Source organism: Rhizobium sp. No.120, from assembly GCF_054558365.1.
This window is the reverse complement of the sequence record NZ_BAAJNQ010000029.1, coordinates 1-19,107: the sequence shown is the minus strand read 5'-3', so window position 1 is coordinate 19,107 and position 19,107 is coordinate 1. Positions and strand designations below refer to the sequence as shown.

23 protein-coding genes and 1 pseudogene are annotated in these 19,107 nt (G+C 58.6%); 8 read left to right on the top strand and 16 right to left on the bottom strand.

Translation table 11 applies throughout. From position 1 onward, the window contains the following. Positions 1 to 250: 250 nt before the first annotated feature. The 6 genes from ACYJRZ_RS31135 to ACYJRZ_RS31110 all read right to left on the bottom strand — a co-directional run bounded on the left by ACYJRZ_RS31135 (position 251) and on the right by ACYJRZ_RS31110 (position 4,395). Entirely contained in the window at positions 251 to 433 is a 183-nt protein-coding gene (locus ACYJRZ_RS31135; RefSeq protein ID WP_459465276.1) for a type II toxin-antitoxin system RelE/ParE family toxin, read from the bottom strand. Further along, entirely contained in the window at positions 420 to 719 is a 300-nt protein-coding gene (locus ACYJRZ_RS31130; RefSeq protein WP_459465275.1) for a type II toxin-antitoxin system RelB/DinJ family antitoxin, read from the bottom strand. The genes ACYJRZ_RS31135 and ACYJRZ_RS31130 overlap by 14 nt, the downstream gene beginning before the upstream one ends. Positions 720 to 746: 27 nt before the next feature. Next, the gene (locus ACYJRZ_RS31125; protein WP_459465274.1) at positions 747 to 1,982 is read right to left on the bottom strand and encodes a CapA family protein; all 1,236 of its coding nucleotides are present in this window, start codon (positions 1,980 to 1,982) and stop codon (positions 747 to 749) included. Positions 1,983 to 2,074: 92 nt separating this feature from the next. Then, complete coding sequence (locus ACYJRZ_RS31120; protein WP_459465273.1) at positions 2,075 to 2,923, bottom strand: transporter substrate-binding domain-containing protein; 849 nt, start codon at positions 2,921 to 2,923, stop codon at positions 2,075 to 2,077. Between the two features lie 14 nt (positions 2,924 to 2,937). Then, complete coding sequence (locus ACYJRZ_RS31115; protein ID WP_459465272.1) at positions 2,938 to 3,723, bottom strand: ABC transporter permease; 786 nt, start codon at positions 3,721 to 3,723, stop codon at positions 2,938 to 2,940. Between the two features lie 12 nt (positions 3,724 to 3,735). Continuing rightward, positions 3,736 to 4,395: an ABC transporter permease subunit gene (locus tag ACYJRZ_RS31110; protein ID WP_459465270.1), complete on the bottom strand. Its 660-nt coding sequence runs from the start codon at positions 4,393 to 4,395 to the stop codon at positions 3,736 to 3,738. Between the two features lie 568 nt (positions 4,396 to 4,963). On the opposite strand from ACYJRZ_RS31110, the gene ACYJRZ_RS31105 reads away from it, so the two are divergent. Next, positions 4,964 to 5,236: a helix-turn-helix domain-containing protein gene (locus ACYJRZ_RS31105; RefSeq protein ID WP_459465268.1), complete on the top strand. Its 273-nt coding sequence runs from the start codon at positions 4,964 to 4,966 to the stop codon at positions 5,234 to 5,236. 145 nt (positions 5,237 to 5,381) lie between these two features. On the opposite strand, the gene ACYJRZ_RS31100 is transcribed toward ACYJRZ_RS31105, so the two are convergent. Beyond that, a complete protein-coding gene (locus ACYJRZ_RS31100) occupies positions 5,382 to 5,762 on the bottom strand; it encodes a winged helix-turn-helix transcriptional regulator (RefSeq protein ID WP_459465266.1) in 381 nt (126 codons plus the stop codon). A 164-nt stretch (positions 5,763 to 5,926) separates the two neighbouring features. Here ACYJRZ_RS31100 and ACYJRZ_RS31095 point away from each other — a divergent pair, with 164 nt between their 5' ends. Together ACYJRZ_RS31095 and ACYJRZ_RS31090 are read left to right on the top strand one after the other, a co-directional pair. Continuing rightward, positions 5,927 to 6,325 (top strand): DoxX family protein, encoded by a 399-nt coding sequence (locus ACYJRZ_RS31095; protein ID WP_459465264.1) that lies wholly within the window; start codon positions 5,927 to 5,929, stop codon positions 6,323 to 6,325. A 24-nt stretch (positions 6,326 to 6,349) separates the two neighbouring features. Beyond that, on the top strand, positions 6,350 to 7,096 hold the full coding sequence (locus ACYJRZ_RS31090) for an SDR family NAD(P)-dependent oxidoreductase (protein WP_459465262.1): 747 nt from the start codon (positions 6,350 to 6,352) through the stop codon (positions 7,094 to 7,096). A gap of 50 nt (positions 7,097 to 7,146) precedes the next feature. Here the strand turns inward: ACYJRZ_RS31090 and ACYJRZ_RS31085 are convergent. The 8 genes and pseudogenes from ACYJRZ_RS31085 to ACYJRZ_RS31050 form a co-directional block, all read right to left on the bottom strand. Continuing rightward, positions 7,147 to 7,302, bottom strand: a pseudogene (locus tag ACYJRZ_RS31085) (IS6 family transposase); the annotation flags it as partial. Positions 7,303 to 7,363: 61 nt separating this feature from the next. Continuing rightward, positions 7,364 to 8,662 carry an NAD(P)/FAD-dependent oxidoreductase gene (locus ACYJRZ_RS31080; protein ID WP_459465260.1) on the bottom strand — a complete coding sequence of 433 codons (1,299 nt, stop codon included), beginning with the start codon at positions 8,660 to 8,662 and terminating at the stop codon, positions 7,364 to 7,366. A 134-nt stretch (positions 8,663 to 8,796) separates the two neighbouring features. Further along, a complete protein-coding gene (locus ACYJRZ_RS31075) occupies positions 8,797 to 10,053 on the bottom strand; it encodes an ABC transporter substrate-binding protein (protein WP_459465258.1) in 1,257 nt (418 codons plus the stop codon). A gap of 53 nt (positions 10,054 to 10,106) precedes the next feature. After that, on the bottom strand, positions 10,107 to 10,535 hold the full coding sequence (locus ACYJRZ_RS31070) for a hypothetical protein (protein ID WP_459465256.1): 429 nt from the start codon (positions 10,533 to 10,535) through the stop codon (positions 10,107 to 10,109). After that, entirely contained in the window at positions 10,532 to 11,587 is a 1,056-nt protein-coding gene (locus tag ACYJRZ_RS31065; RefSeq protein ID WP_459465254.1) for an aldo/keto reductase, read from the bottom strand. Before ACYJRZ_RS31065 ends, ACYJRZ_RS31070 begins: the two co-directional genes overlap by 4 nt. A gap of 5 nt (positions 11,588 to 11,592) precedes the next feature. Beyond that, the gene (locus ACYJRZ_RS31060; protein ID WP_459465252.1) at positions 11,593 to 11,946 is read right to left on the bottom strand and encodes a TIGR04076 family protein; all 354 of its coding nucleotides are present in this window, start codon (positions 11,944 to 11,946) and stop codon (positions 11,593 to 11,595) included. 1 nt (position 11,947) lies between these two features. Then, positions 11,948 to 12,436, bottom strand: coding sequence for a DUF3830 family protein (locus tag ACYJRZ_RS31055; RefSeq protein ID WP_459465250.1), 489 nt, complete (start codon positions 12,434 to 12,436; stop codon positions 11,948 to 11,950). Further along, positions 12,433 to 13,167 (bottom strand): GntR family transcriptional regulator, encoded by a 735-nt coding sequence (locus ACYJRZ_RS31050; protein WP_459465249.1) that lies wholly within the window; start codon positions 13,165 to 13,167, stop codon positions 12,433 to 12,435. The genes ACYJRZ_RS31055 and ACYJRZ_RS31050 overlap by 4 nt, the downstream gene beginning before the upstream one ends. A 122-nt stretch (positions 13,168 to 13,289) precedes the next feature. Here ACYJRZ_RS31050 and ACYJRZ_RS31045 point away from each other — a divergent pair, with 122 nt between their 5' ends. The 5 genes from ACYJRZ_RS31045 (at position 13,290) to ACYJRZ_RS31025 (ending at position 17,673) form a co-directional block, all read left to right on the top strand. Further along, the gene (locus ACYJRZ_RS31045; RefSeq protein ID WP_459465247.1) at positions 13,290 to 14,087 is read left to right on the top strand and encodes an ABC transporter ATP-binding protein; all 798 of its coding nucleotides are present in this window, start codon (positions 13,290 to 13,292) and stop codon (positions 14,085 to 14,087) included. Continuing rightward, the gene (locus tag ACYJRZ_RS31040; protein ID WP_459465245.1) at positions 14,084 to 14,833 is read left to right on the top strand and encodes an ABC transporter ATP-binding protein; all 750 of its coding nucleotides are present in this window, start codon (positions 14,084 to 14,086) and stop codon (positions 14,831 to 14,833) included. The genes ACYJRZ_RS31045 and ACYJRZ_RS31040 overlap by 4 nt, the downstream gene beginning before the upstream one ends. After that, positions 14,830 to 15,738, top strand: coding sequence for a branched-chain amino acid ABC transporter permease (locus tag ACYJRZ_RS31035; protein ID WP_459465243.1), 909 nt, complete (start codon positions 14,830 to 14,832; stop codon positions 15,736 to 15,738). The genes ACYJRZ_RS31040 and ACYJRZ_RS31035 overlap by 4 nt, the downstream gene beginning before the upstream one ends. Beyond that, on the top strand, positions 15,735 to 16,715 hold the full coding sequence (locus ACYJRZ_RS31030; protein ID WP_459465241.1) for a branched-chain amino acid ABC transporter permease: 981 nt from the start codon (positions 15,735 to 15,737) through the stop codon (positions 16,713 to 16,715). The genes ACYJRZ_RS31035 and ACYJRZ_RS31030 overlap by 4 nt, the downstream gene beginning before the upstream one ends. Positions 16,716 to 17,178: 463 nt before the next feature. Then, positions 17,179 to 17,673, top strand: a complete 495-nt coding sequence (locus tag ACYJRZ_RS31025; RefSeq protein WP_459465239.1) for a histidine kinase — start codon at positions 17,179 to 17,181, stop codon at positions 17,671 to 17,673. Between the two features lie 356 nt (positions 17,674 to 18,029). On the opposite strand, the gene ACYJRZ_RS31020 is transcribed toward ACYJRZ_RS31025, so the two are convergent. Next, positions 18,030 to 19,040, bottom strand: coding sequence for an IS30 family transposase (locus ACYJRZ_RS31020; protein WP_459465238.1), 1,011 nt, complete (start codon positions 19,038 to 19,040; stop codon positions 18,030 to 18,032). Positions 19,041 to 19,107 lie beyond the last annotated feature (67 nt).

The window sequence follows — 19,107 nt, the reverse complement described above, 5'->3', positions numbered from 1 at the left end:
AGTGCAAATCAACACCTTCGCCTGCCGCCAAAGCTCAGGACAAGGAAATTAACTGTGATCAGAGCGATAGCCGAGGTTGGATAATGGCGAAGGCCATTGAACCGGCCTTTCTAGGAAGGTGCAGCGAAAGGTTACTAAGAGCGAATTCCTTAATTTTCCGGCGGCCATTGTTGGGCCGCGTGCAACACACGCAGGATACGCAGCATAGAGGGACCTTCTGCGTACACAACGATGTAGTTCGCCCGCACAATCATCTCTCGCGTACCCTCGACCCGGCCGGATCGGTAAAGCCGGGGTGTTCGGGGAGTTTTGCGACTTTGGCCTCGATATCATCTTTCAATCTCTGCGCGGCCTCGGGATTATCGTCCGAGACGTAGTCGATAATTGCCAGCAGATCGGCGCGAGCCATGTTCGACCATTCAGGCTCGGGCACGACGCTTCCTGTCGATCAATGCTTGTGCGTCCTCCATAACCTGTCGATGAGGCACGCTCGGTTCAGCATCGGCGAGAGCCTCGCGCACGTTGGCGCGGAACCATTCGTCATGGGCTTCCGGGTCAGCCGTCAAGCCGACCGGCAAGCCACCCTCCTCGGCGACGCGGGTTAGGAAGATTCGCGCGGCATCCGAGACGGACAAGCCAAAATTGGCGAGAGTTTCCGTGGCGTCGGCTTTAAGTTTGTCGTCTACCCGAATGTGCAGCATGGATGTTTGTGCGGCCATTCCAGTAAAATTTCGCCGGTCGAGACCTCAGGCAACCTTAATTCTGCCCGTTGGCCCGTCGCGCTCTACCCGCGTGCCAAATACAGCGGAGCGCGCAGCGAGATCGTCGATGATCTGCTCGCCAGTCTTTCCGTAAACGGCCATTGGCACGCGCCGCTCATGAAAATCGACCCCTTCGATCCTGTCCTCGCCACCAAGTACCACGGGTAAAAGATCGATCTGCAGGGATCCCGCCGCATCGAAGGCACATGTGGCAACGACACTTTTCCAGACGTCGGGCGAGCTCCATTCCGTTTCGCCCTTTTCGGTATGAAAGATGAAATTGCCTAGGCCGAAGAAGATCGGCGCGCGCTTGTAGATCTCGATCGGCTGCAGGACTGGAGTTCCATGACTGACGAAGGCATTCGCGCCCGCATCGATGCAGGCATGGGCGAAGGCTCTGACCCATTCGGGAACGTCGCGCCAATTGGGCTCCCAGTGATGATGGTGGAGATAGGCGATGACGAACTGCCCATGGGAACTCGCCCTTGCGATTGCCGCCAGCTGACTTGAAGCGCTCTCGGGATTAACCGCAACGACACGGCGGTTGGCGTTGGAGCGCCTGAAGATCGTGCCGTAGAAGTCGATCTCCTTATCCTCGTCGACGATCGGAGGGTCGTCGGGCTGCGCATAGTTTGCTCGCTCGAGCTTCGAACTTTGAAACGTCGTCTGGATGGTTTCCAGCATGTCGAACGCCGCCTGATCCGCCTCGAAAATCCTGGTTACCTCCAATCGGTTCACACCTGGTCTGGATGGACGACGGTAGCCCGCATTCTCGGCATACATGGTTCGCGGCCCTGGTCCGCCATCCATCGCCACCAGGGCAATGACGCGATCGCCGAACGCGGCCATGCCAGGCGATATGGCGTGATCGCGATCAAGGCCGATACCAGCGTGAAGGAAGCCGCGGCCGCGAACCTCCTCGAGCGTCGACAGAATGCCCGGCGGACCGAGGTCGAAGGCATGATTGTTTGCAAGCGCCAGGGCGTTGAATCCCGCTTGTTTCAGAGCGTCGAGAACATAAGGTTCGGAATATCCGAAATATGACCCCTTCATGGCCGACCCGCCATGCCGTCCCAGAATGGTTCCTTCAAAGTTTGTGAAGGCAACGTCGGCCGCTTTCAGGGTTTCGACGACTTGGAGGAAGCCGGGGTCGGCGCACGTCCTGATGTCATGATGGATGAGCGATTGGCCGGTCACGGCTACGGTAAAGGTGGAGGGCATCTTGTACCTGCAAAGTTCAATTTCTATTCAGTCGCCGGTCGAATATCGGGCGCCTGGTGCGGTGTTGGCAGTCATTCAGCCGCCGGCCTGTCTCACGGCGTCGCGGAAGGAGAAATATCGATCCCGAACCACTTCAGGCTGAGGTTCTTCAGTGTTCCATCGCTGATAGTGTCGTTGATGGCCCTGTCGAAGGCCGCCACCAGATCGGTATCGTCCTTGCGGATCCCGACTCCGACGCCGGGACCCCATAGACCGCCGGAGAGCTCGGGACCGTAAAAGGCAGCAGAGTCTCCATCCTTGCCGTCGAGAAATGTCTTCCATGTGAAATAGTCGGCAAGGCCGCCGTCGATGCGACCGGCAGCAAGATCCAAATGGAGATTGTCCTGGGTGTCGTAGCTGCGGATCGTCGCCACTTTACCGAAGAGTTCGTTGAGAACGGCTTCCGAGTTCGAGGATCTCAATACACCGAGTGTCTTGCCGGAAAGCGCTGATTGCAGCTGCTCGAGGACTGCCTGCTCGGTGCTGCCGACACTTGTCAGATTGATCTTGATCTTGGTGTCGGTCGCGGGGAGCTGGAGATCCTTGCGCATCACAAGCTGGTTGAAGCCGCCGGCATAGGGCCGCGAGAAGGCAATTGACCTCTTGCGCTTTTCGGTGATTGCCATGCCGGACATGATTGCGTCGAACTTGCCGACCGTCAGCGCCGGGATCATCCCATCCCAATCCTGAGCGACGAACTTGCATTCGACTGCGATACGCCGGCACAGTTCGTAGCCGACGTCGATGTCATAGCCGACGAGTTTTCCTTCCGTATCGATCATGTCCCAAGGCGGAGAAGCGCCCTCGGTCGCAATCGTCAGCACCTTGCGTTCGGCGGCCTCAGCGCCGGACTGGCTGAGAACCACAGCGATGAAGGATGCCAGGAGAATGGATTTATACATTGGCTGTTCCCTTTTTATAGCGAATGAGTGGACGGGTTGGTGCGGGTTTGTTTTCCGATCGCCTTCCAGAGGCGAGAGAGCCGCCTAGCGAGCGGATATGTGGCCAGGTTCTTTGTGTCACTGCTGGATGAGCGAGCAAGGCGTGTTTCCAGGAATCGGAAGACGATCGAAACCGTAAAATTGAGAAGCAGATAGAGGAGACCTGCGGCCAAGAAGACCTCGTACGGCGCGAATGTCTCGGAAACCATCCGGCGCGCCAGCCCTGTGATCTCTAGGAGAGTGACGGTGCTTGCCAGTGAGCTTGCCTTCACCAAACCAATGACCTCGTTCGCATAGGAGGGAAGGACGGTCCTGAATGCCAATGGGAATATGATCAGCCGTATCTGCATGAACCGAGACAGGCCGAGGGCTTTTGCGGCTTCGACAACGCCGCGCGGCACAGCCAATATGCCGGCCTTAAACACTTCCGTCGTATAGGCGGTGCTGTTCAGCGAGAAGGTGATGAGGGCACACCAGAAGGGCTCGCGCAGCACAGGCCAAAGGAGGCTCTGGCGGACGATCGAAAGCTGGCTGAGGCCGTAATAGACGAGGAAGAGCTGCACCAGCAATGGTGTGCCACGGAAGACGTAGGTATAGACCAACACCGATGCCGAGAGTGCTCTGTTCGGTGATGCCCGAAGAAGGCTGAGCGGTACCGATAGAACGAAGCTAAACACGATGGACAGCAGCGTCAGCAAAAGGGTGAGGAATACACCGTGCGCCAGTACGGAAATACTCTCGATGATGAGATCGATGTCCATGATCAGCCTCCCTCAATGGCCGGGTATCTGGATGCGTCGCTCCAGCAGGCGAAACGACGCGAGCGAGAGGCTGGTGAGGGCGAGATAGAGTGCGGAGGCTGCAAGATAGAAGGGAAGGGGTGCTCTCATAGATCCGGCGCCGATAAAGGCCACGCGCATGATGTCCGTCAGTCCAATGACCGAGACGAGAGACGTATCCTTCACAAGGGAAATCCAGAGATTGCCGTAAGCGGGCAGGGCGACGCGCATCATCTGCGGCAGGATCACGAAGGTCCAGATCTGCCATGGTTTCAGGCCGAGACTGAGCGCGGCTTCCGCCTGTCCTCTCGGGATACTGATGATTGCGCCGCGAAAGATCTCGGCGCAATAAGCGCCAAAGACGATCATCAACGCCACGACGCCGGCGGCAAACGCATTGATTTCGACGTAGCGACCTATCAGCGCCGTAATAGCGGCTGTTCCGCCGAAATAGACCACGAGAATGACGAGTAGCTCGGGTAGGCCGCGAACGATTGTTGTATAGGCTTGGCCGACGAGGGCCGGCACGCGCATCGTCGATAGTTTGATAACGGCGACGAGCAGGCCAAGAAGAGAACCCAGCGCGCCGCTCACGAGCGCAAGCACAACGGTGATCTGAAGACCATTGACGAACTGAAATGCAAAATTGAGCACGCAAATCCTCTCGCCTTACGCCCGCGTGACGCAGAAATAAGGTCGTCTTATGTGGCTGCTTTTTATCTCCTGGGCGATGCTGCGGAGACCGTTGGGTTTGGGCGCCAAGCAATGCGAAAAAGATGCTTGCAGCATCCACGCCAGGCGTAACAGCTTTGACAGCGGCGGATTTTTCCCGAGATCTTGCGCTCAGGTTCGGTTCGGCTGGCGGTCAAGAACCTGAGAATCATGCAGCGGCCGTCGGTCCGTTTCGAGCCGCTCCTGCCACAGGCATGATTCGATCAGTCGGTGCCAGGCCGCCCATCGTTGCTGCCAAAATGGTAAGGCGAGATCGTCATTTTGGACATCCAGCGGTCCCGTGAGCCGGGCTGCAAGCTGAGGATGTGTGGGAAAAGACGCCGCTACGAAGGAATGTAGGTCTCTCTGCGTGACCCTGGGCAAAGTTCTGCTATTGTCGGAATCAGCCATGATCCGAGCTCCTGACAGCTTAGGTTGTGGTCAGGCTGCATTCGGTGTTCGAGCGCCGAGTGCAGCTGCTAGTAGCACTTACGTAGCATACGAGATTCGATTGATCAATTCGAAATCACATGAGTTCAACAAAATCACAGGCGCACAACTTCGCGCGGCGCGAGCAATGATTCGTTGGAGTGCAAAAGACCTTGCACAAGCTGCGGGAATTGGTGTCGCGACAGTCAGCCGCGCAGAGATCGAAGATGGAGTTCCCTCTGTGACGAGCGCAAATCTAAAGGCCATGCAACTGGCTTTGGAAACCGCCGGAATAGAATTTATCGCCGAAAACGGCGGCGGAGTTGGTGTTCGTTTCAAGAAGCCAGGAGCGTAGGGCAGGGGACGGCTGATCTCTCATCTGCGCGCATATGGCCTTTCGTTCCCAACTCACAGCGCATAGGAGGGAACCAGCCATGCCCTCTGAAGAGCGACCGATTTGGGCCAATAGCGGTCATATTGATCCATCAAGTTCCTGACACCTAACTCTTCCGAGCCAAAGGCTTCATCTGCTTGCGACCGCGTGCGGTGGGCTTCGGGGGAACGGTCTTTCCATACTCCTCCCACCATGCCGTCAACGCCTGCATTGTTGGACCGAGACCGAGCGCCTTCTGGGTCATTTCGTACTCAACACGTGGCGGTACCTCTGGAAAAACAGTTCGAGAGACTAGCCCGTCCGCTTCCAGTTCACGGAGCTGCGCGGTCAACATGTGCTGGGTTATGCCTGGGATGGCCTTACGGAGTTCTCCGAAGCGGTGAACCCGCTGGTGTAGCAACCACATGATTTCGAGCTTCCATTTTCCAGAGAGCATCGCAAAGGCGCGGCGCATCTCATCTTGCATTGTAAAGTTCGATTGCTCCATTGGTATGCTATTCCATACTTAGTGATTGAAATTCATCCTACTTGCGAAAAGTCATCATAGGCATCAAATTCACTATAAGCTTTTCGTAGCTGATGCAAAGCATCTTCCGGACAGCGCAAAGATAAACCTTAGTTCGCCAGAGCTCCTGGCGAAAGGAATGACCTATGGCCGCTATATATACCTATTGGATAAGCACCGTGCTCTTGTCGGCACTCTATCTGTCGTCAGCAGCATTATACGTTACGAAAACGGACTTTGTTGCTAAGGCACAAGCCGATCTCGGGTATCACGTTCCCCACCTCGTGCCCTTTCTGATTGTCGTGAAGATCATCGGGCCGCTTGCCATCTTGAGCCGAGTTAGCCTGCCCTTGAGCGACCTCGCCTATGCGGGCGTGTTCTATCACCTGATCTTGTCGGGCATGGCGCATCTCGGCGTCCGAAGCGTCAAGGGAGCAATTCCCGCCGGCATTGGCCTCATCCTGTTAGCAACATCTTTCGCGACGCAGAACTACGCTCGCGAGGTCCCATCACCATACGCTTTTCAAGCGATGGTGAATCAATAACCGCCCACGAAAAAGGAAACTCCCATGGGAAGGCTTGAAAACAAGATTGCTTTCATCACCGGCGCAGGCCGTGGAATTGGTCGTGCTACCGCTAAACTCTTTGCCGCCGAGGGCGCAAAGGTCGCAGTGGTTTCGCTCACGCCGGCGAATGTTGATGCCGTTGTGGCTGACATAGAAGCTGCAGGTGGAACGGCTTTAGGGATTGCCGCTGACGTCAGCAATGCTAGCGAGATTAAGGCCGCCATCGGCAAGGTCGTTGAAACGTGGGGCGGCATAGACATCCTTGTCAACAATGCCTTCGACCCATCCGTCGTGCAGGCGTCGGTTCTAGAATTGTCTGTCGAGCAACTGCAACGCAACTTCGATACAGGCCCGATTGCTTTTCTAAGGACCATGCAAGCAGCCTATCCGTATCTTAAAGCTAGCGGCGAAGGGCGCGTCATCAACTTCGGCTCGATGGCAGGCGTGACGGGTCTGGTGCCATACGCCCCATACAACATGGCAAAAGAAGCCGTGCGCGCGCTGACAAGAGTCGCAGCCCGCGAATGGGGATCAGACAACATCACCGTGAACAACGTCCTTCCGGTCGCTGATACATGGGGTGCAGCCGCTGCCAACGCGCCAGCTCCAGCAAATGCGCTTGCTCGATATGGCTCACCCGAAGACGACATCGCTCCTGTGGTGCTGTTCCTTGCCAGCAAGGATGCCCAGTTCATTACTGGCTACAGCCTTACACCCGACGGAGGAATGATCATCGATGCAGGGCGTTGAAACCACCGAAAGCTGGTGATCTTGGAACAGGAGATGACGAGGTCAGAGAGACGGATGCGATGAATGTGGGTGGCGAGGGCGGTGTGCTTCTGGTGCGGCGGGACGAAAAGATTTAGGATTGCTAAGAAGATCGAGAGAAATCGTTGCAAACCGCCAGCGGACCGAAAACCCTGCATCGCCCGCTCCCGTTTTCGTAGTGGCAAATGTTTCCTCTACCAAGCGCCGGCTCAGCGGGAAACGGAAATACAGCCACACCGCATTGGCCCTTTATCGACGGCCGTTTCGCCAATCTTCGAAGCGTGCATGCGTCAAGGCAAGCGAGGCCACGATAGGCATGAGCCCGTGAAATGGCAGCGGCCGGCTGGACTGCAGCGGGATAGGCAGGGATTCCGCGATTTCACCGAGCGCCAGTCTCGCCAGTGTTCGACCGAGTTGCGCCGTCATGGCAATGCCGCGGCCGTTGCAGCCGATCCCCCCGAAGAAGCCGTCGCCGAACCGATAGAGGCGCGGCAGGAAATCCGGTGTCATGATCGCCGTTCCTGTCCAGACGATCTCTATGCCAGGATGGCGCGACAGGCGGAGCTCGGATGCGAGCCGGTCGGCGACGGCGCGGCCGACACGCTCGAAGGCGCCGACCGGATTGATCGCCATGCCGCCGCTGATCACCCTGTTGTCGCGATCGAGCCGATAGGTGAAGAGGTTGGAGCGCGTGTCGCCGACGGGGCGGCGATTTGGAGCGATCCGTGCAACGGTTTTGGCGTCGATCGGTTTCGTCGCCACTTGATAGACCTTGAGCGGCACGCCCGTTCGGCCCATGCGGGAGGCTATGCCGCTGGTGAAGGCGTTGGTCGCGAGGATGACGACATCCGTTTCGATTTCATGGCCCCCAAGGTTAACGCGCCAGGTGTCGCCATGTCGCTCGACGCGCTCTACCACACTGTTTTCGAGGATCTTGCCGCCGCGGCGCATGACCGCGCCTGCGAGTCCATAGAGATAATTTAGCGGGTGGAGGGTGCCGCCGGAGTGATCGATCAATCCTCCGGAATAGATCGCCATACCGGTGTCGTTCCGGATGGCGCCGGCATCGAGAAATTCGACTGGACGACCAAGCTCTGTCCAATCCTTCGCCCTTTGGCGCAGGATCGCAGCCATGTCGTCGCCATAAGCGGGCTGCAGCCAACCGGTCTGCGCGGCATCGCATGCAATCTGCTCTTCCGCGATGGTCGCAAACACCTCGTCGGCACCCGCACCGACGAGCGACAACAGCGCATCCGCCTTGTCGCGCGGCAGCTTCTGACGGACGGTCGCTGGATCGGCCTTAGCGAAATTGGGAACGACGAAGCCGGCATTCATCCCGCTAGCTCCCGCACCCAGCCGCCCGGCCTCAAGAACGGTCACGGAGCGGCGGGCGCGGGCAAGATGAAGTGCTGCGGTCAGGCCGGTGAAGCCGCCGCCGATTACGACGACGTCTGAGCGGGAAGGCAGGTCGTGGGAAAGTTCAGGGGCAGGGCCGGCTGTGAGCGTCCACAGGGTCGGATTAGTGGGGCGAGGGGCACTGCCGGGCATCAGCGGAGGGTCTCTCAATAACTACGCCAGATAGCTGTCACCATAGATCAGCCGCTGAAGGGATTGCGCCAAGATGATTGCGAGCGAGGCGCGCCGATGAGTGCACCTCGCCTTTCTGCAAAGTAGAGTGTCGCCTATTTGATCTTATCCTTCAGGGCCGAAACGTCTTCCATCTTCAGCTCGCCGTCGGTGATGACCTTGCCGTCGGCGATCTTCCAGAGACGGAATGGGCCGGTGATGTCGCCATATTGATCGAAGGAAACCGCGCCGATGACCCCTTCGTAACGGATCGGCTTGCCTTCCTTGATGAGACCGAGCGCCTTGGCGAACTCTTCCTTGCCGGCATAGATCGGCGTGCCCTTGGGATCGACGACTTTATAGATGTCATCCTTGAGCTTGGATGTGTCGTCGCCGGCGATAGCCAGCGCGAGACCGACGATCGCGCCCGCATCATAGGCTCGGTCAGCGGCCGGGTTGGTCGGCTCGATCCCCGAGAAATCCTTGTAGTTCTTGTTGAAGTAGTCGGTCGAGGGCGTCGGTGTCGTGCCCGAGGAGGTGCCATAGGCGTCCTTCAGATAGTCGGCGCCGACGGAATCGATAAAGTCCGGGCTGTTCATGCCGTCATTGAGCAGGAACTTCTGCGGGCCGCCTTGCGAGATCCATGTGCGGGCGATTGTCGCGCCGTCGACCGGCGTGCTGACGAGGTAGAGGCCGTCCGGATCGCCCCCCATGCCGGCGGTGACTTCCGAGGCATAGCTCGACTGCTTTTCATTGTAGGGCGTCGTAGAGACGATCATTCCGCCGAGCGCCTTGTAGGCCTTAGAGAATTCGGCGACCATGTTGACGCCGAAATCATTGTTGACGTGAATAATCGCGAGCTTCTTGAAGCCTTTATCGATCGCATATTTGGCGGCGGCGATACCCTGCAGCGAATCCGATGTGATGGTGCGGAAGAAGATACCGTTGGTTTTGCCGTCGCGGCCGAGCGCTGTCAGCGTCGGCGAGGAGGCAGCGGGCGATACCTGCACGATCTTCGCGGGTGCGGTGACCGACGTCAGGATCGGGATCGTCACCGAAGAAATAATACCGCCGATAATGGCCGGAACCTTCTTGACCTGCACGAGCTGGGTCGCAGCATCCACTGCGACATTGCCCTGGCTCTGGCTGTCGCGCGTATCCGTCACCAGATCGCAGCCATGGGCGCCGCCGGCGGCGTTGATATCGCGGAAGGCCATCTCGACGGACTTGGCGCCCGCCTGGCCATATTCGCCGGCCGGGCCGGTCAGTTCCATTACGAGGCCGACCGTGACTTTGCAGTCTGCGGCATTGGCGGCGCCGGCTGCAGTCAGAAGGGCGAGAGCCGTGGTGATTTGAAATATCGTCTTCTTCATCTTTGTTCCCCTTGTTCGGTCAACGATTTTCATTTCTGCTTTTTAAGAACCTGTCAGGTCTCCGGCATCTGCAGCCAGGTTTCATGCAGATGCTGCCATTCGACGCCGTTGGGTGCCGATGAACTTGCAGTGAAAAGGGCGCTCGCCTGACGCCGGCTATATTTGCCCGCCCGCGTCTGCGTTTCGACATAAGTCAGGACGATAGTATCCGCAGTTTCGTAGCTCGCGCAGATATCCGAAATCTCGATGGTGAAATTGCCCTGAAACGTCGCCCGGTTCACCCGGATCAGCTCGATGGTTTCCCCGCGGTCGAAGATACGGCCGGTCGGCGGGATCATGTGGAACGCCTGGCCGAAAGTGCGTTCGCAGCGGCCGAAATCCGTATAATCGGCAGTGGCGGCATTGTACCAGGCTTCGAAGAAGCGATGGAAATCGATGACTTCGGCGCTGGCTTTGCGGAAGAGAGGCGATTGCTGGCTCATACCTTCCCCGCATTGAGGTTGTAATGCATGATCGAGCCGTGCCTGCCTGTGCGGTCACGCTCCAGCGTATAGACGTCGCCTTCAAGTCCGGGGCTTTGGGCGATGATGTCGGTGATCTGGCGGCGGTCGTCATCCGAAAGTGCAATGTCCATGATCTTGGCATTGGCGAGCGCATGTGCCTGATTGCGGGCACCGACGATGACGGCGGCCACCTGCGGCTGCTCCAGCACCCATGCGCTGGCGATCGTGGCGATATCGACGCCATGACGGTCACCGATGGCTTTCAGTGTGCCGAGCAGTGATTGAAACAGCTCCCAGCCGCCAAAGTCATCGATGATCAGCTTGTATTTGACGAGAGAGCGGTTCTCGAGCGGCATTTCCGGTTCCTGCTGCCCCAGCCATTTATCGCTTAGGAAGCCGCCGGCCACCGAGCCGTAGCAGAGGAACTTCACCTCGTTCTCCGCCGCCAGCTTGGCGAGGCTGTGCGACGGCCGCTGATCGAGAACGGAATATTGCAATTGCTGGCTGATGAGTGGAATGCCGGCTTTCAGAATCTCGGCAATATGCGGCGTATCGAAATTGGTCGTGCCGACATTGCGCACCTTGCCTTCGCGGCGCATCTCGTCCAGCCAGCTCAGGGCTTCGAGATAGCCTGATAGTGAGTAGTCCCACCAGTGAAACTGTACCAGGTCAAGCTGGTCGGTCTTCAATTTGCGCAGCGATTTGTCGACGATGCCGCGAATATAATCGCGGCTGATGGTTGCGAGCTTTTCCAGATCGGGAACCAGCTTCGTGTGGACCTTCATCGCACTTGAGGCTTCCGTGCCGCGCTCGTTGCGGAGCCGCTCGCGGGCCTCGCCGATCAGCTCCTCGACGCCGGTATAGATGTCGGCGCAGTCATAGGTGCGGATGCCGACGTCGAATGCGGCGATCAGGTCGGTCACCGCCTGGGTGCGATCGATGGCGCCGTGCCCGCCGGCAAGCTGCCAGCCGCCGCGGATAACGCGGGAAATCTCGTATCCGGGGCTGAGCTCAAAAGTCTTGGCGGTCATGCAATTCATTCTCCTTCGGGCAACTGCACGGCCGTTGTTTCGGCATGGCTGAACCGCCGTTTGCCGGTTCTTACGATCCGGAGCCGGCTCGCGCAGTTGGGATCGGGGCAGGCGATTTCCGCGTCCGAGGTCATCCAGTCGTTCTTATGAGTGGGCCGTTGCTTGGCCGCCAACAGCGGCAGGGCGGCTGAAATGGAGTAGATCGAGAAGCCCTGGCCAGCAGGCAGGGACAGCATTTCGCCCTTGAGTTCGAAATAGTCGCCCGGCTTGGCGCCGCAATAGATCGGCTTGCCCTCGGGAATGATCGCTTCCACTCTAAGGTCGAAGAGTTCGAAACTGTCGTCGCTTTCAGCCGCCATCTCAGATCTCCGCGTGTTCGAAGGTGACGTCGCAGGCGCCGTTGCGGCGGATGACGCCGCAGGCCGCCGCGAAGTGTTCGCGTTCTTCAGGGCGCACTTGCGCGACGACGCTGCCGGCAAGCCAGCCGATCGGGAAGAGCAGGCGAGCGCCCTGACCATAGAACAGACCGATATCGAAGATCGCATCTGGATTGCCGCCCCACATACGCGGCGGCACGTAGCTGAGCACGATATCGCCTGGCTGCGGCGTCAGTGTCGCGTTCTCGGCAGGCAGGGCATTCGCATAGGAAGCACCTTTCAGATGCGCCGACGGGATCGGGCAGGAGATTTCCGGGCCGGTCCACATGGCATGAATACCGCCGACGACGCGCGGCTCATTCAGATAGGTCCACAGAAAGGCGGCATTGTCGGGCGCCTTGGCCTCCAGCAGAGGCGCCAATACACTGAGGCCGGAACGTGGTTCGGTGATCTTGATGGCGCGTTGGCTCATACGGATAGGCCCTTCTTGGCTTCGGCTTCCAGTTTGCTGCGCAGGAAGGTGAACGGCCGGCTGATGTCCGCCACCAGCGCATCGCGGGCTCCCTTTGCATCCTGCGTGGCGATCGCCTTGACGATCGTACGGTGATAATGGGCGGTATCGACCTCGCCGGCATCCGAGAAGGCATAAATCGCGACGCGGATACAGGGGCCGGATTGCAGCCAAAGGCTTTCGATCATCGGGATCAGCACGGTCGAACCGCAGGCGCGATAGATCTCGAAGTGAAAGGCCTGGTTCAGCGTCACCTCGCGGTCGACGTCCTTCTTGTGTTTCAGCGCGCGCATCTCGTCCCATTCGCCGAGCATGCTCTCGATGGTCGCAATCTGCCGCGGCGTCATGCGGGTCGCGGCAAGCGCGATCGCCTCGCCCTCGATCAGGATGCGGGCGCGCAGAAGATCGTCCATGCGCTCCAGCGTAATCGGCGGCACGCGAACGGATCTGTTGGGAAGGGCTTCCAGCGCCTTTTCGGTGATCAATCGACCGAGCGCCTCGCGCACAGGCATGGTGCTGGTCATCAATGCGTCGGCCAAGCCGCGGATCGTCAGCACCTGGCTCGGCTCGAACAGCCCGCCGATCAGCGCGCGGCGCAGCTCCAGATAAACCCGGTCCTGAACGGTTTCTCGCCCCACTGGCGCAAGCTGTGCGGCAATCGGATCGCTCTTGTCGGCGGTGGCCTTTTGCATTCGAAATTCCTTTTTCGGCTTGCGAAGAAGATTAAAGCTGATTAGCGTGATCAATGCAAGTGTGATCACAAATCAAATAATCAGGGAAGCGGCAATGATCGCCTTCCGGCCAGAGGGATCTCATGAGTACGACACCTGAACGGCATGGGGAGGAAGCCCGGCCCGTTCTGACAACCAGAAACGTGGTGCGGCGTTTCGGCGGTCTCGTGGCCGTCAACGACGTTTCCTTCCATGTGCGCCAGGGCGAGATCCTCGGCTTGATCGGTCCGAACGGCGCCGGCAAGACGACGATGTTCGACCTTCTGGCCGGCAGCGTCGCGCCGAGCAGCGGCGAAATCGTCTTGAATGGCACCGCAGTCGCAGGCGAGGCTGCCCATCGACGGATCGCCCGCGGGCTTGGACGCACATTCCAGATCCCGCGGCCGTTTCCCAATCTGACGCTTCTCGACAACGTGATGCTGGCCGCCCAAGGTCAGACAGGAGAGCGCTTCTTGTCGAATTTCCTACGGCCACGGAAGGTCGCCGCTGAGGAGAAGGCCGCCCATGCCAAGGCGATGGAGCTGCTCGACCTCGTTCACCTGACGCGTCTGGCGCATGAACCGGCGCGCGTTCTGTCCGGCGGTCAACGCAAGCTTCTGGAGCTTGCCCGCGTCATGATGGCCGATCCTGCCCTCATCCTGCTCGACGAGCCCGCTGCCGGCGTCAACGCTACTCTTCTGGAGACGATCATTGACCGTATCCGCGATATCAACCAGCGCGGTGTCACCTTTCTTCTGATTGAACACAATATCGATATGGTCACGCGCCTCTGTCACCGCGTGCTTGTGATGGCGAGCGGCCAGCTTCTTTGCGAGGGCGCGCCGGAAGAGGTCGCCCGCGATCCGCGCGTCATCGAAGCCTATCTGGGAGGCGCGGCGTGAGCCAACCGGTCTTGAACGTTCGCAATCTCGTTGCCGGTTACGAGCCGGGTGTTCCGATCGTGCGCGGCGCCTCGATTACGGTGAAGGAGAAGGAAATCGTCGTTGTGCTCGGCCCCAATGGCGCTGGCAAATCGAGCTTCATCAAGGCGATTGCCGGTCTCGTTCCGGTCGAAAGCGGCACGGTGGAGCTAGCCGGCAGGGACATAACGAGTGCGCCCGCGCATATGATGGTGCGACTCGGCCTTGCCTTCGTGCCGCAGACGGAAAATATCTTTCCGCTGATGTCCGTTGAAGACAATCTGAAGGTCGCCGGCGGAATTTTGAAGCCGAAGGACGTGCCGGCCCGCATCGACGAAATGTATGCGACCTTTCCGGATCTCGCGCGTCATCGCCGCATCGCGGCCGGTAATCTTTCCGGAGGGCAGCGGCAGATGCTCGCCGTCGCGCGTGCCCTTATCGTGCATCCGAAGCTTCTCGTGCTCGATGAGCCCTCGGCGGGCCTCTCGCCGAAATTCGTCTCGACGGTCTTCGACATGCTGACCGAAATCCGCAAATCCGGCGTCACCATTCTGCTGGTCGAGCAGAATGCAAAGGCGGCGCTGGCCATCGGCGATCGTGCCTATGTTCTTGTCGAAGGCAAGGACAGACATGAAGGCGTTGCATCGGAACTTTGGAACGATCCTGTCGTAGCCGAACTCTATCTCGGGCAGCGACCAGCACCGTCGACAAAGGGAGGTGCGGCATGAACCTTCAATTCATCGTCGACGGCTTGCTGACGGGCTCGATGATCGGTCTGGGCGCCATCGGTGTCACGCTGACCTATTCGATCCTTCGTTTTTCGAACTTCGCCCACGGCGATTTCATGGCCTGGGGTACCTACGCGACGCTCACCGTCGTCAGTGCCATCGGTGCAATCTTCGGCAAGGTCGCACCCATCGGCCCGCTCTCTTTCGGCTGGCCGCTGCTCGTGGCGGTGATCGTGGCAATGGGCTTTACCGGCGTCCTTGCCCTCGCGCTCGACAAGGTGCTGTTTGCAAGACTACGCGCCAAGGGCCAGTCGATCATCGTCGTCATGGCGAGCTTCGGCGCTTCCATGGCGCTGCGCAGCCTTCTTGAGTTTCTCTTCACCTCACGGCCGACCTATTTCAGCCGCGCGATCCAGATCGCCATGCCCGTCGGTTTCGGCATCCGCATCACGCCCGATCAGATCGCCCTTTTGATTGTCACTGCGCTTTTGGTTTTCGGCGTTCATATTCTGATGACGAGGACGCGGACCGGCCGCTCCATGCAGGCGCTGAGCCAAAACCCGGCACTTGCCCGTGTCGTCGGCATCGATGTCGCCAAGGTCGTGCGCGTCACCTGGCTGATCGGTGGGGGGCTGGCTTGCGTCGCCGGCGTGATGATCGGCATTCTCGTGCAGATCCGGCCGTTGATGGGCTTCGACATGCTGCTGCCGATGTTTGCTGCGGCTATTCTGGGCGGTATCGGCAGCGTGCCGGGCGCAGTTTTGGGCGGCCTGATCATCGGTCTTGCCGAAGCGGCCGCGGTCCAGCTTATTGGTGCGGAATGGCGTGCCGCCATCTCGTTCATCATCCTGATGGCGGTGCTGTTCATTCGGCCGATCGGCCTTTTCGGAGTGAGGGAGCGATGATGGACATTATTGGTTACGGCGCTTTCTTCCTGACTACCGCGCTGATCTTCTCCTTCATCACCCTCGGCCTGAACCTGCAATGGGGCCTGACTGGCCTCTTCAATGTCGGGCTCGCCGGCTTCGTAGCGATTGGCGCCTATACCTCTGCCCTGCTGACGACCCCGGATACTGCCGGGCGGCTCGGCGGGTTCGATCTGCCTGTTATCGTCGGCTGGCTCAGCGCGATGATTGTCGCCGGTCTTGCCGCCGCCATCATCGGCGTGGCGACGCTCCGGCTGAAATCCGATTATCTGGCGATCACCACCTTCGGCGTGGCCGTCGTCGTCCAGCTCGTGGCGCTGAATGCGCAGAAACTGACCGGTGGCCCCTTTGGCATCGGTTTCATTCCGCGCCCATTTTCCAGCCTCGCCGAAACGCCACTTCTTTTCAATCTGGCCAATCTCGCTGTCGTGATCGTCGTGATGCTGATCGTCTATCTTGCGCTGGAGCATCTGGCGAAAAGCCCCTGGGGACGTGTTCTTAAGGCGTTGCGTGAAGATGAGCGCGCTGCCATTTCTCTCGGCAAGAGCGCTCGCTTCTATCGTGTACAAGCCTTTGCCGTCGGCGGTGCGATCATGGGGCTGGCCGGCGCCATACAGGCGCATTTCATCGGCTTTATCGCACCGGACAACTACCTTCCGATCTTGACCTTTCAGGTCTGGGTCATGCTGATCGTCGGTGGCTCTGGCAGCAACAAGGGTGCTATCGTCGGCAGCGTTCTGGTCTGGGCGATCTGGGCCGGTTCCGGTGCGCTGACGAGTATCCTCTTTTCGCCCGAACAGCAGGCGCGTGCGGCATCGCTGCAGATCGTGGCAATCGGCGTTATGCTCTGCATCATCCTGCTGGTGCGTCCCGGCGGCCTCTTCGGCGATATGCAGCGGCGGCGATCGGCGGCTGGGCCGCAACGAAAACGGACCGTGGACGAGAGCAGCGCCTGAAAGAGTAGGAGCCTCGCTTCAGCTTTCGGCTTCGCGCAGTCGCATATGCCCTTGTTACCCGCCATCTTGTTGTAAGAGCGATCGCCATCAGCATCCGCATGATGTTTTAGCCAAGGTGCTCAATCTCTGGAAACCCACCGACATGAAACACCTTGTGAAGGTCGTTCGGTCGTTGTGAAGCCCTCCCGAAAGGTCGATCCTCATAGCCGGCTTTATTTCGGGCTCAAGGTGCGCTTTTGATATCCTCGAACTACTATCTTTTCCCAACTGTTGATTACGAAAATCCCGTCTGCCGCCAGAGATTGATGTTTGACTAAGCATGGCAGTAAAAGCCCGCACGTGGATTCATGTTATTTTCTTAAAATCATTGTTTTGCTCGCCAACTAGTTACGATCTTAACACGTTGTATTTAAAGATCTCATTGCCGTCTTGTATATCGGTTTTAAGTTCTAAGGATTCTACCATGAAGAAAATTATCACATTGGCCTTGCTTGCATTAACGTCCCCATTCACCGCGAATGCTGCGACCTTGACATTTCCGACGGACAAGCCCGTCGCCAGTATCACCATTCCAGATAGCTGGAAGCCGGAAGAAACCGACGGCGGCGTCCAGGGAACCTCGGCCGATTCCGCCGTCTATCTTTCGGCCGAGGTCGCCAGCGGCAAATCCATGGAGAAAGTAGTGACCGGCGCGATCGATTTTCTCACGAAAAACAGTGTAACGATCGACCCCTCTACTCAAAAGGAGACGCCTACTACTGAAGTCAACGGCATGCAAATGGCCACCTTGGAGTGGGATGGCAAAGATGAAGACGGTCCCGTTAGCGTCGGCTTGCTCATCGTACAGGTGAGCGCTGACAACGCTCTCGTGGTGACATACTGGGGAGACAAGGGGGAAGAAGACAAGCATGATGCTGAAGTCAAGGCAATCGTTGCCTCGATCAAGCCGGTTGAGTGACCTAAAGCAGCGGCAAACTTTTGATCGGTGCCCGTGGGTGGTTGAATTCCGCCTTGATTTGACCCCTCTCTCCACCCGGCGGCAACTCGTCCGGGTGGGGGCAGGCCAATGAAACGCCCGCTATTTCGGCGCGCTGTTGCCGCGAAGCGAACCTGTCGCGCCGGGACGAATGGAATCCAAATGATATCAATTGGCGCGGAATGTTAAGACGGCGATTGACAGCGTGTATGCGTGACCTCGCGCGCGAAGTTCTACTGCGTACATGAATGCCGGCCAAGAACATCACCGGCTTGTCTCCTTCGCGCGAGAAGCATGTGTGAGTTCATGCTGAACCGCGACTTGCGGATCGTCTTAACCTATCCCGCATGCCGCATTTGAGCGAGCAGTTTCTTGCGGAAGACCTCGGCGGGCGTTCGATAGCCAAGGCATTTGCGCGGGGTCGCGTTGAGGTGGTTGCAGATCTCGATCAGATCTGCGTCCGTCACCGATAGGGGATCGACCTCTTTCGAAAGCCATTTTCGTGCCCGACCGTTGGTGTTCTCGACCGTGCCTTTCTGCCAGGGTGATTGTGGATCACAGAACCATGTCTGGGTGCCGATGCTCGCCTGTAGGTACGGCCAGTCGGTGAACTCCGTCCCGCGGTCGAAGGTGATTGAACGGCGGGCAAGATGAGGCAGGGACTGCAATGCTTGTATGAGGCCATCCATGACAGGCCGAGACTGACGGTCGTTGTTGCGCAGAAAGATCGCAAAGCGGCTGACCCGCTCGACAAGCGATGTCACGTTGGCCTTTCCGAACTTCTTGCGGAACTGGATCAGGTCACATTCCCAATGGCCGAACTGCTTGCGATCGGCAACGACATCCGGGCGCCGCAGGATGTTCAAGTCGGGGCTAAAGCGTTGGCCGTGCTTGCGTCTGGCATGCCTCGGCCGGCGTCTGGCACGATGCTCCGGCAAATGTCGCCACAGTTTGATCGCATGGCCGTCGGCCGAATACGCGAACTTATAAATCGTTTCGTGGCTGACCGAGATGGGGTGCCGTTCCAGGCGCATGCGGCCGGCGATCTGCTGCGGCGACCAGCCATGCACGATCCGATCGATCACCGACTGCCGAACATGCGAGAAGCGCGCTAGCTTCCGCAACTTCGCCCGACGTTCGCAAGCCATCTCATGCGCCGTCACGCAATAGTAGCCGCTTAGATCGGGTATCTGCTTATCGATAAACATGTTGCGTCTGACTTCGCGAAAGATCGTCGAACGATGTCGTCCGAGCTTCTCGGCGATGGCGTCAACACTGAGCCCAGCCGCTCTCCAGCGAGCAATCTTACGGCGTTCGTCCAATCCAATCTGCGAGTAGGTGCGTCTCATTGCGTTTTCCTTGCGAGTGATAACCCATTGGCATCATTCGCAAGTCGCACTTCATCCTTGAACCCAC